The following is an 11,597-nucleotide window of genomic DNA, read 5'->3' as shown; positions in this document are numbered from 1 at the left end:
ATAAGAGAAGCGTCATGACGACCGATCTGATTGATGTACGCATTACCCGCCTTCCTCATGCAGAAGGGCTTTCTTTTCCGTCCTATGCCACATCCGGGGCTGCCGGCTTCGATTTTGTGGCGGCCATCACTGACCCGATGACGATTGCCCCGGGCGGCCGCGCCCTGGTCCCGACCGGTCTGTGCATCGCCCTTCCCTCAGCTTACGAGCTTCAGGTGCGCCCACGGTCTGGTCTGGCTCTGAAGCATGGCATTACGCTGCCTAACTCTCCGGGAACGATCGATGAAGATTACCGTGGTGAGATTGGCATCATTGTCATGAATGCCGGGACGGAAGCCTTCACGATCGAACGTGGCACACGGATTGCCCAGGGCGTTCTGGCCCCGGTGTCCCGTCTGCGCTGGCAGGAAGTTCCTTCTCTGGATGAAACGGAGCGTGGCGCCGGTGGTTTTGGCAGTACGGGCCACTGAAACGTTCTGGGATATGCAGAAAACACTTGAGCCTCCGGAAGAACCTTCCTTACTCTCGGTCACTCTGAAACCGGGAGGACAACGGTCATCATGACGGGCAGCCCTCTGGCCATGCCCATCCGCGTCATGCATCGCTGGCGACAGCGCATGAGTGGCATTGAACTTTCGATTCTGTTCGCCGGGGCTGCCCTGTGCCTTTTCCTTGTGAAAAAGGCAGCCTGGGTGCCTGCTTCTCTGCCACTGCCTGGTAGAGCCGCAGTCCCCATCTGGCAGGAACTCCTGTTCACGCTTCTGCATGTGTTTCTGGCTTTGGTCACGGTCGTGATCGTGTCGCTGGCTTTGACCGGGCTTTCCCGTCAGTTTCCTGGCTTTCGCAGATTACTCGTTCCCGCGCTGTCTGTTGCCCGGTCCATTCCCGGACTGGGGCTGACGGGGCTTCTGGCGCTGGTCTTGCCACCTCTTGCAACCATCGTAATCGTGGCTGCCTTTAACATGATCTGGCGTGTTCTCACGGCCATTCTGGATGCTGAAGAAACGCTCCCTCCCGAATTGAACGAAGTTGCTATCGGCCTTCATATGACGGGGTGGCAGCATTTCTGGCGTTTGCAGATGCCGGTTGCGATTCCTCTTGTGGCATTCCGGGCGTCTCAGGCGTTGCCGGGGCTGTGGTTCCGGCTGCTGTGTGTGGAGGGGCTTGCTACCCTGCTGATGTGTCAAGATGTTGGCGGTTTGGGAGCGCAGGCTCTTATCGGGCTCGAAACGCATCATGCATTGTGGTTTCTGATCGCTGGCAGTCTGGCGGTGTTGCTGATTCTGATTGTCGATCAATGTCTGACGCGGCCGATGATGGGTTGGGCACAGCGTTACAGACTGGATGGCCCGCAGCCCCAGAAAAGTCGGGGACGGTCCTGGATGCTCCAGTTCTGGCGTGAGTCTGCAATCCTGAATGGGGCCAGTGTAGGTCTGCACAGGTTGATCGGAGGGATCGGAAACTGGCGTGTGGGTCGAGCGCGGCGGCATGCGCCCGCGATGTCATACGCATCGCTTTTTTTGCCCGACTGGCTTGTGCCGCTGGCGTCTCTGCTCTTTCTGGGGCTGGCAGTTGCGCAAAGTCACCTGACAGACCGCCTGTCCTATGATCTGCTTGAGAGCATTCTTACACTTTCGCATGTCTGTGGAGCGTTGGTGCTGTGCGGACTGCTCTGGCTGCCTCTGGCACTGTTCTTTTTTGATGCCAGCGAGCGTGTGTTTCGGGCAGCAAGACTGCTCGTGCTTGCAGGTGGGCTTTTCCCGGCTGTCCTTTTTTATCCTCTCTTCCGTGAGGTCGACATTATTCCGGCAGCGGTTCTGCTGTTCATCGGTGCGCACTGGCTGACCGGAGGAACCGTTCTGGACGCCATGCAGGCTATTCCAGGGCCATTCCGTCAGGTCGCACGTGGTCTGCGCCTCAAAGGGGTGCTGCTCTGGAAACGGCTTATCCTTCCTGCTGTGGCACCTGACCTGTGTGGTGGACTTCTGCTGGCAGCCGTCCCGATCTGGGATGCAGTCATGATTGCAGAGGCGTTTGTGCCGTCAGACACCGGTCTGGGGGCAACGTTGCTGGCCGATATGCTTCAGGGGCAAATCGCGGCGCAGGTTGTTGTCCTCATGCTTCTCACGCTTTTGTCCATGTTGCTGGACCGTCTCGTTCTTCAGCCCCTTGCGGTTCATGCCGCCCAGAAATACGCGATCCAATGACCCGAACCCTGCTCAGCCTCCAGGACTGCCGTCAGACCTATCTGAAAGACAGCAATGCTGATCTCGTTGTTTTCGATCAGGTCAGCTTTGATGTCCGTGCCGGAGAAATTCTTGGTCTGCTTGGGCGCTCCGGCTCCGGAAAATCGTCCCTTTTGCGCGTCATGTCCGGTTTGATGCCGGCTGTGAAGGGAAAGGTTTTCTGGCAGGGAAAACCAGTCAATGGGCCTCTTGATGGGGTTGCGACGGTCTTTCAGTCCGGAGCGCTCTTTCCATGGCTGACCCTTCGACAGAACGTTCTTCTTGGTCTTGAGGCGCGTCGCCTGCCGCGGGCGGACCGTGAGAGTCAGGCCAGTGCGGCGATCGCGGTTATGGGGCTTGAAGGGTATGAGAACGCTTACCCCAAGGAACTGTCAGACGCCCTGAGTCAGCGCGCATCTCTTGCAAGGGCTCTGGCGCTCCAGCCGTCCCTGCTTCTGCTTGATGAGCCTTTTTCTGCTCTGGATGTTCTGAGTGCGGAAAATCTGCGCACGGATCTGATCGAACTCTGGGCTGAAAAGCGGCTGTCGTCCCTTCATGCCATGCTGCTTGCGACGCATGGCATCGAGGAAGCCGTGCTGATGTGTGACCGGATTCTGATTTTCTCTTCCAGTCCTGGCCGGGTAACGCACGAGATCAATGTGCCCTTCCCCCATCCGCGGAACCGTGAAGACGCGGATTTCCGCCGGTTTGTGGATCAGATCTACACGTTGATGACCCGCCGCGCGCCGATCGTCTCTGAGGTGGATACAACGGTCGGGCTGTCTCCTGCAGCGCTTCCTCCGCTCTCCATTGTGCTGCCTGATCTTCAGGTGGAAGTTCTCGTCGGGTTGATGGAGGTGCTGAATGGTGCGCCCCTGTCCGGGCGTGCGGATCTCCCCGAGTTGGCGCAGCGTCTGCAGATGACGCTCGACGATCTGCTGTCGCTGGGTGAATCGTTACAGCTTCTGGAACTTGCGGAACTCGAAGATGGCGACATTCTTCTGACAAATGACGGGCGGTCTTTTGTCGAAGGGGATGCGGATGCCCGCCGTGACATCATGCGGACGGCGCTTTTGCATTACCTGCCCCTGCTCCGTGTTATCCGCAGCACGCTTGATGAGCGTCCCAATCATGTCGTGGACGCCAATCGCTTCCGAAAAGCACTGGAAGAAAACATGTCGCCTGATTATGCCCAGCAGACGCTGACGACAGCGATCGGCTGGGCACGGTACGCGGAACTCTTCGATTATGATGAAGAGTCAGACCGCTTCCATCTGGAAACCGAAGAGTAAGGTTTCAGGCCGGGGTCTTCAGGCGATCCCGGTACAGTTTACGGGCCTTGGCGACCTTTGGCGCTACGACGGCTGCGCAGTAGGCCGTTTCCGGATTGCGGGCAAAATAATCGAGGTGTTTTTCCTCGGCACGCCAGAAATGGGCCGGGCCTTCGATGCTCGTGACAATTGGCGCAGGCCAGATCTGTTCCGCGGTGATTTCATCCTTTACGGCCTGGGCAACTCGCTGCTGCTCTTCATCCCCGAAAATGACAGACCGGTATTGTGTGCCGATGTCATTACCCTGACGATTGAGCTGCGTCGGATCATGGGTCGTGAAAAAGACGCGCAGAATATCATGCAGGGAAATCTCTTCAGGGTCGAAAACGACCTTCACGACTTCCGCATGACCGGTATTGCCAGTGCAAACAGCCTCATAGGACGGGTTGTCGACCTGGCCTCCTGCGTACCCTGGATCAGCCGAAATAATGCCACGAAGGCCGGTAAAGACGGCCTCCACGCACCAGAAGCAGCCTGCACCAAGAAGAATGGAAGACTGTGTGCTCATGAACTGGATCTCCTGAGGAGGTAAGCCTCCCCATATAGGGAGGCGCCGTCCTTATTTCACGACCGGCAGCCAGACCGCGCTGGCAGCGTTTCCGCCCCGATGAATGGTCTGCGTGGCGGTGTGGTAGTCCGATGGCTTGGCATCGAAAATATTCTGCACATAGGTCTGCGGGTTGCGGTCATAGAGCGGGAACCAGCTCGACTGGATCTGGACCATGATGCGATGCCCCTTCTGGAACACGTGGTTCACGGCTGGCAGCGTGAACTTGTATTCCTGAACCTGCCCTGCCGGAATGGCGGACGGGTGGGCAAAGTCATTGCGGTAACGGCCACGGAAAATATCCATGGAGACCGGCAGCTCATAGCCTCCCATCTCCGGTCGATCCGGTGTGACGCCGGGCTGAACGTCGATGATTTTCACAACCCAGTCTGCATCCGTGCCCGTGGTGGAGGCGAAAATGTCAGCGGTTGGAACGCCAGAAACACGGACGGGCGCATCAAGGACGGGTGTCTCGTAAGTCAGAACGTCCGGGCGGCTTTCTGCAAAACGCTGATCTGTGACCAGCCAGGGTTTCCAGCGTGGATCGTTGGCTGTGTAAGGGCGCGGCATGAATGGAACCGGATGCGCCGGATCGGAGATGTAGGCATCCGTTCCCGGTAATGTCCGCTTGAAAGACAGGCCGTGATCAGGCTGAAGGTAGAGGCGCTCGCCCCGCATCATGCAGGTCGTGTCACAGTCCCCAAGCCAGTTGCGGAAATGATCCCAGTGGTTTTCACCCGTGTTGTAGATGATCGCTTCATCAAGATGCGGATCAGCGCCGTCTTTCAGATAGTGATCAAAGAACGGGCGCATGACATTGGAGCGGTACCAGAGGGCGGTGTCGCCTTCGAAGTGAAGCGGGCCGAGCGTAGAGCCGTCATAATTGACGCCACTATGCCGCCATGGCCCCATGACGAGAACGTTCGGGACCTGCGTGTGATGCGCTTTGAGGTTCATCCAGGAATGGATCGCCCCCCACATGTCTTCCTGATCCCAGAGGCCCTGCTCCCAGATTGTTGGGACCTTCAGGGGCTTGCGGACGATAATCTGGTCGAGAGCCTGTTCCTGCCAGAATGCGTCGTAGGCTGGATGCGCTTTCAGGCGGTTCCACCAGGGATACTGGTTCAGGCCTGCTTTCGCCGCAAAGGCGCCTGTAGAGCCTGCAAGCAGGAAGTTGGTGTAATCGTCTGCATCCGGACGGGGAATGGTCGGTCCCTCGCCGGCTTCGCTCATCTGCATGGTGAAGTAGTCGAGGCCAGGTTGACGGAATGCGCCGTAATGGAACCAGTCGTCACCCATCCAGCCATCCACCATGGGACTTTCCGGAGCGGCGACCTTGAGGGCCGGATGCGGGTCCAGCAGCGCCATCACGACGGTCCAGCCTTCATAGGATGAACCCGTCATGCCAACGCGGCCATTGCTTTCGTGCAGATTCTTTACCAGCCAGTCGATCGTGTCCCACGCATCGGTGGTGTCGTCCGTCTTGGTCGGGTTGAGCGGCCCCATGGGCGGCCGGGTCATAATGTAGTCGCCCTCAGACCCATACTTTCCGCGAATATCCTGGAAAACGCGGATATAGCCTTCCTCGACGAAGACGCCGTCCCCCTGAGGGCAGATCTCACGCATGGTCGGTGCGTTGGGAATGCGGTTCAGGCGCTCACTGGCATGATAAGGTGTCCGTGTGAGTAGAATTGGTGCGTTTTGTGCTCCCTTGGGGATGACAATCACGGTATGGAGCTTCACGCCATCCCGCATGGGAATCATGACGTCACGCTTGATGTAATCCTGCTGATCAGTTGGCAGGGCGGCATGAACTGGAATGTCGTTTCCGGTCTGGATCATGTCTGGCGTTACGGCCGGTCCAGCAGATGCTGGAGCAGCCAGTGCGGCAGGGATGCATGCGAGGGAAAGAGCCGTTCCAAGGCTGAGAAGATAACGTTTCACAAAAGGCTCCTGATCTTTGGATGGATTTTGGCCTCGTGTGTTCCCATCTAGCAAGAGCGGGAGAGAATGCTTTTCATATCTTTCCCGCACTGTTCTTTTTTTGTTTGATTCGCTATGGAGCATGGCTCCTTCCGTTATGAAAGTTCTGTTCTGATGCCTGCCTATCGTTCCCGCACTACGACCCATGGCCGCAACATGGCTGGCGCGCGTGCCCTCTGGCGTGCGACGGGGATGAAGGACGGTGACTTCGGAAAGCCCATTATCGCGATTGCCAACTCCTTCACCCAGTTTGTGCCGGGCCATGTCCACCTCAAGGACATGGGATCTCTTGTCGCTTCCGCTATTGAAGAGGCAGGCGGTGTTGCCAAGGAGTTCAACACGATTGCCGTTGATGACGGCATCGCGATGGGTCACGGCGGAATGCTGTATTCGCTGCCCTCACGTGAGCTGATCGCTGACTCCGTCGAATACATGGTCAATGCGCATTGCGCCGATGCCATCGTCTGCATCAGCAACTGCGACAAGATCACGCCGGGTATGCTGATGGCGTCCCTGCGGCTGAATATTCCTGTCGTGTTCGTGTCTGGCGGCCCCATGGAAGCGGGCAAGCTTAACGGTCCGGGCATCGAGCGTAAGCTGGATCTCGTGGATTCCATGGTTGCTGCGGCAAATCCGAATGTGACGGATAGTGAATCCGAACAGATCGAACGTTCCGCCTGCCCGACCTGCGGATCATGCTCTGGCATGTTTACGGCCAATTCCATGAACTGCCTCGTGGAAGCTCTGGGTCTTGCGCTGCCTGGTAATGGCTCCCTGCTGGCGACTCATGCGGACCGTCGCGATCTGTTCCTGCGGGCTGGCCGTCTCTCCGTTGAGCTGGCACGTCGCTGGTATGAGCAGGACGATGCCTCTGTTCTGCCGCGCAGCATCGCGACGCGGAGTGCGTTTGAAAACGCCATGACGCTTGATATTGCCATGGGCGGCTCCACGAACACTGTGCTGCATCTGCTGGCTGCGGCGCGTGAGGGAGAAGTCGATTTTCATATGGCGGATATCGACCGCCTGTCCCGCAAGGTTCCACATCTGTGCAAGGTGGCACCAGCCAAAGCAGATGTGCATATGGAAGACGTGCATCGCGCTGGGGGTATTCCGGCCATTCTTGGTGAACTGGATCGTGCTGGCCTGCTCCAGACGTCGATTCCTACGGTTCATTCATCCACCATGGCTGATGCCCTGCAAAAATGGGACATCGTGCACGGCGATGAAGAAGCTCGTCATATGTTCAGTGCCGCGCCGGGCGGCGTGCGTACCGTTCATGCGTTCTCACAGTCCAGCCGGTATCACGAGTTGGATCTGGACCGTGAAGAAGGTGTTCTGCGCAACAGGCCAAATGCTTTTTCGCAGGATGGTGGACTGGCCGTTCTGTACGGCAACCTTGCCGAAGATGGTGCCATCGTAAAGACGGCCAGCGTCGCAAAAGACATTCTGACATTCACGGGTATTGCCCGCGTTTTCGAAAGTCAGGATGACGCAGTTGCTGCCATTCTGGGCAACCGGATTGGTGCCGGGGATGTGGTTGTCATTCGCTATGAGGGACCGCGCGGTGGGCCGGGCATGCAGGAAATGCTGTACCCGACCAGCTACCTGAAATCCAAGGGACTGGCAGAAGTCTGTGCTCTTGTCACGGATGGTCGTTTTTCTGGCGGTAGCTCGGGGTTGTCCATCGGACATGTCTCTCCGGAAGCCGCGGAAGGTGGTCTGATCGGACTGGTGGAAGATGGCGATCGCATCGTGATCGACATTCCGAACCGCATCATGCGTCTGGATGTTTCGGATGCAGAGATTTCCAGCCGTCGTGAAGCCATGCACAATCGTGGTGAGCAGGCCTGGAAGCCGAACCGGACACGGTATGTTTCCCGCGCCCTTCAGGCTTATGCTGCGATGACGACCAGTGCTGCGAACGGTGCTGTTCGCGATCTTTCACAGATCATTGTGAAGACCCGCGGCTAATCACGCGCTCCACGGCCTCTCTCAATTCGGGAGAGGCCATCATTTTCTGGCCGTCATGGCCGGTATTCGGAACGATATCAATGTCCCAGTTAAATGGGACGTTCAGGCGATAGGCCTGTTCCCGCGCTTGCGCAAATGCCCACTGGCCCCGTTCAAGGCGATTACGTCCTTGCCCCATAGCCTGTGCAACCCGCCCTGCTCCAAGCGTTGTTTCAACATCATCGGAGCCCAGAAGAATGGTGATGTGCTCGGCAAGGTAATGCTTGATCGAGATTTGCTGGATATTTTCCGGCCAGCCATTGAAGCCGTATGGCACAGGGCTTTCCGTCTCAGGCTCCACATAGGTCGCGGGATTCATGAGAATGATCTCTGCTTCATCGGCGGAAGCGTAAGCCGCCACACGATCCAGAAACTGTGCGCCAGCAGAATGGCCAATCAGGATGATAGGAAGTTGGGGAAGCCCGGTTTCCTGCCAAGCCCATTGTTCCATGGGTTTGATCAGAGTTGCTGTTGGAAGTTCGTTATTCCGCACAGGGAAACCGCCTCGCTGGTATTGCCAGGTCGGAAACTGTTTCTCAGGAAATGTCGGGGAAAAAACAACCCCACAAACAGCATTGGCAAGCGGGACACTGTCATCGCGATAGCTTTGGCTATCGCGATCTTTGGCTGCCATGACGAGCAGAATTGCGCGCAACTGACAGTCCGGTGGCCTGAAGGCCACCATCTCCATGGTCTGGCCGAACAGAACAGCTTTCTGAATACTCGATCCAGTTGGAAGTTCTGAGGCTCTGGCGGGAAACACCTGCGAAAGTGTTATCGCCAGAGCAAGACAAGTAAAATGCCGGGTTTTAGCCAAGTCGCGCCAGAGCGGCCTTGAGGCGTTCGAGGTCATGCTCGAAAGTTTCAAGACGCTGGCGGTTTTCTTCAACCACTTCAGGCTTTGCGCGTGCAACAAAATCAGCGTTGTCCAGTTTGCGGCGGACTTTAACAATTTCACCTTCGTTCTTGCTGATCTCTTTTGCAAGACGCGCGCGCTCTGCATCGAGATCAATAAGCCCTTCAAGAGGAATAAAAATCGTGGCTTCGTCCAGAACGATCTGTGCGGCATTGCGAGGGATATCGCCCGACAGAACATCCACTTCCGAAACACGCGCCATACGCCCGATGGCTTCTTCCCAGGTCTTGGCGCGGGCAAGATTCTCCGGGGAAACATCCCGGAAAATCAGCGGAGCTTTCTGGGCCGGAGGAATATTCATTTCTGAACGAACAGTCCGGACTTCGCTGATCAGTCGCACCACCCAGTCGAGTTCTGCCCGGGCTTCTTCGGCCCCCTGAACGGACATGGTTTCCGGCCACTGGATGGCTGTGAAATCACCAGCGTAACCTAGCTGCTCCCAAAGCGTCGCCGTGACAAATGGTGTCACTGGCTGCATCAGGCGTAGAATCAGGCCCAGAACATGCGCGCTTACGGCGCGAAGCTCAGTCGTTTCAGCATTTTCTGCTGCGAAAACGGGTTTGGAGAACTCTACGAACCAATCACAGAAGCGGCTCCAGACGAAACGATAGCAGCAGTTCGCATACTCATCGAAGCGATAGGCCGAAAGAGCCTGCTGGGCTTCGGTAATAGCCGCATTGGCTTCGGTAAGAATCCACCGGCTCAGGCTGCCCTGAACTGCTGCAGGGTCAAAATCTGTGACGGGTGCCGCCCCGTTCATTTCGAGAAACCGTGCCGCATTCCAGAGTTTGGTGACGAAGGCACGATGTTCTTCAACGCGCTTTCTGCCAAGTTTGATGTCTCGTCCCGGGCCGGTTCCTGCACAGATTGCCAGACGTGTGGCATCAGCACCAAACTCGGCGATAAGATCCAGAGGATCGAGGCCATTCCCCTTGGACTTGGACATTTTCTGTCCTTTTTCGTCCCGAACCAGACCATGGATCAGGACCGTACGGAACGGAACGTCATCCATGAAATGCAGACCCATCATCATCATTCTGGCGACCCAGAAGAAGATAATGTCAAAACCTGTGACCAGCACGCTTGTTGGATAATACCGTGCCAGTTCTGGGGGCTTGTCCGGCCACCCGAGCGTCGTGAACGGCCAGAGGCCCGAACTGAACCATGTGTCCAGAACGTCTTCGTCCTGCGTGAGTGGTATGCCCTCGCCGGCCTGAGCCTGAGCTTCGGCCTCGTTTTCGGCAACAAAAACGCTTCCGTCTGGCGCATACCAGGCCGGAATACGATGCCCCCACCAAAGCTGACGACTGATGCACCATGGCTGAAGATCCCGCATCCAGGCGAAGAATGTATTCTGCCATTGCCGGGGCTCAAAAACGATTTTACCGCTTTCGACAGCGTCTACTGCCGGGCCGGAAAGCTTCTGTGCGTCACAGTACCACTGAAGCGTCAGGCGAGGCTCAACAACGGCACCGCCACGCTCTGCGTACGGAACCTGAAGTTTGTGTGGCTCAATTTTTTCCAGCCATTCCAGACGTTCAAGTTCGGAGACAATCCGCTTGCGCCCTTCTTCCCGGCTCATGCCAGCCAGAGAATTCACAAATTCGATAGAGGCAAGGCCCTCAACGTCCTGCAACTCGCTGCGGATTTCATCAAGCCAGATGCATGCTGTTTCATCGAGCATGGTGGGGGCAGGCAGATCATGGCGCTTGCCAACTTCAAAGTCGTTGAAGTCATGCGCAGGTGTGATCTTGACGGCACCTGTACCTTTTTCCGGGTCGGAATGAAGGTCCGCTACGATCGGGATACGCCGGCCTGTCAGAGGAAGCGTTACCAGTTTGCCGATCATGTCAGCATAACGTTCATCTTCAGGATGAACGGCTACTGCGACGTCCGCCAGCATTGTTTCGGGGCGAGTGGTAGCCACGGTAATGGTCCGGCCATCCTCAAGCGGATAGCGGATGTACCACATTGATCCCCTGGTCTCGCGATTTTCGACTTCAAGGTCCGAGATTGCGGAACGGAAGCTGGGGTCCCAGTTTACCAGACGGCGGTCACGGTAAATGATGCCTTCCTGATGAAGCTGAACGAAGACTTTGCGGACAGCTTTCGAAAGCCCCTCATCCATCGTGAAGCGCTCACGCTCCCAGTCGGCTGATGCGCCGAGTTTGCGGAGCTGCTGAACAATTTCGCCACCAGACTGCTGCTTCCAGTCCCAGACGCGCTCCACAAAACCTTCACGTCCCAGTGCAGTCCGGCTTACGCCTTCCTTATCCAGAGCACGCTCAACAACCATCTGGGTAGCGATGCCGGCGTGATCAGTTCCTGGCTGCCAAAGGACGTTGAAACCTTCCTGACGCTTCCAGCGGATCAGGATGTCCTGAAGAGTGAAGGTCAGGGCATGACCCAGATGAAGCGTACCCGTGACATTTGGGGGTGGAAACATGATCGAAAAAGGTGTTCCCGGTGCATTCGGGTCGGCACGGAAAGCCCCGCTTTTCTCCCAGTTGTCGTACAGGGAGGTTTCGTGTTCGGCGGGAACAAAACTTTTTTCGAGCATGATAATCCAGAAAGATCAGCGACTG

8 protein-coding genes are annotated in these 11,597 nt (G+C 56.9%); 4 read left to right on the top strand and 4 right to left on the bottom strand.

What is annotated here, in order from left to right; translation table 11 throughout:
* Positions 1-14 precede the first annotated feature (14 nt).
* The 3 genes from dut (at position 15) to B7444_RS14220 (ending at position 3,517) form a co-directional block, all read left to right on the top strand.
* On the top strand, positions 15-470 hold the full coding sequence (gene dut, locus B7444_RS14230; protein WP_007282013.1) for a dUTP diphosphatase: 456 nt from the start codon (positions 15-17) through the stop codon (positions 468-470).
* 90 nt (positions 471-560) lie between these two features.
* Complete coding sequence (locus B7444_RS14225; RefSeq protein WP_007282012.1) at positions 561-2,207, top strand: ABC transporter permease subunit; 1,647 nt, start codon at positions 561-563, stop codon at positions 2,205-2,207.
* Positions 2,204-3,517, top strand: coding sequence for an ABC transporter ATP-binding protein (locus tag B7444_RS14220; protein WP_007282011.1), 1,314 nt, complete (start codon positions 2,204-2,206; stop codon positions 3,515-3,517). The genes B7444_RS14225 and B7444_RS14220 overlap by 4 nt, the downstream gene beginning before the upstream one ends.
* A 4-nt stretch (positions 3,518-3,521) precedes the next feature.
* Here the strand turns inward: B7444_RS14220 and msrA are convergent, their stop codons facing one another.
* Positions 3,522-4,064: a peptide-methionine (S)-S-oxide reductase MsrA gene (gene msrA / locus B7444_RS14215; protein WP_007282010.1), complete on the bottom strand. Its 543-nt coding sequence runs from the start codon at positions 4,062-4,064 to the stop codon at positions 3,522-3,524.
* Between the two features lie 51 nt (positions 4,065-4,115).
* Entirely contained in the window at positions 4,116-6,047 is a 1,932-nt protein-coding gene (locus tag B7444_RS14210; protein ID WP_007282009.1) for a CocE/NonD family hydrolase, read from the bottom strand.
* A 153-nt stretch (positions 6,048-6,200) separates the two neighbouring features.
* Here B7444_RS14210 and ilvD point away from each other — a divergent pair, with 153 nt between their 5' ends.
* Positions 6,201-8,057, top strand: a complete 1,857-nt coding sequence (gene ilvD, locus B7444_RS14205; protein WP_016738249.1) for a dihydroxy-acid dehydratase — start codon at positions 6,201-6,203, stop codon at positions 8,055-8,057.
* Here ilvD and B7444_RS14200 read toward each other — a convergent pair.
* Both B7444_RS14200 and B7444_RS14195 read right to left on the bottom strand, forming a co-directional pair.
* Positions 8,035-8,751 carry a hypothetical protein gene (locus B7444_RS14200; protein ID WP_252365388.1) on the bottom strand — a complete coding sequence of 239 codons (717 nt, stop codon included), beginning with the start codon at positions 8,749-8,751 and terminating at the stop codon, positions 8,035-8,037. The two genes, ilvD and B7444_RS14200, sit on opposite strands and share 23 nt — an antisense overlap.
* A 154-nt stretch (positions 8,752-8,905) precedes the next feature.
* Positions 8,906-11,572, bottom strand: coding sequence for a valine--tRNA ligase (locus B7444_RS14195; RefSeq protein WP_007282006.1), 2,667 nt, complete (start codon positions 11,570-11,572; stop codon positions 8,906-8,908).
* Between the last annotated feature and the right edge of the window lie 25 nt (positions 11,573-11,597).

The sequence above is a fragment of the Gluconobacter thailandicus F149-1 = NBRC 100600 genome, from assembly GCF_000964465.1.
GTDB lineage: Bacteria > Pseudomonadota > Alphaproteobacteria > Acetobacterales > Acetobacteraceae > Gluconobacter > Gluconobacter thailandicus.
The sequence above is the reverse complement of the archived record's forward strand: the minus strand, read 5'-3'. Positions and strand labels throughout refer to the sequence as shown.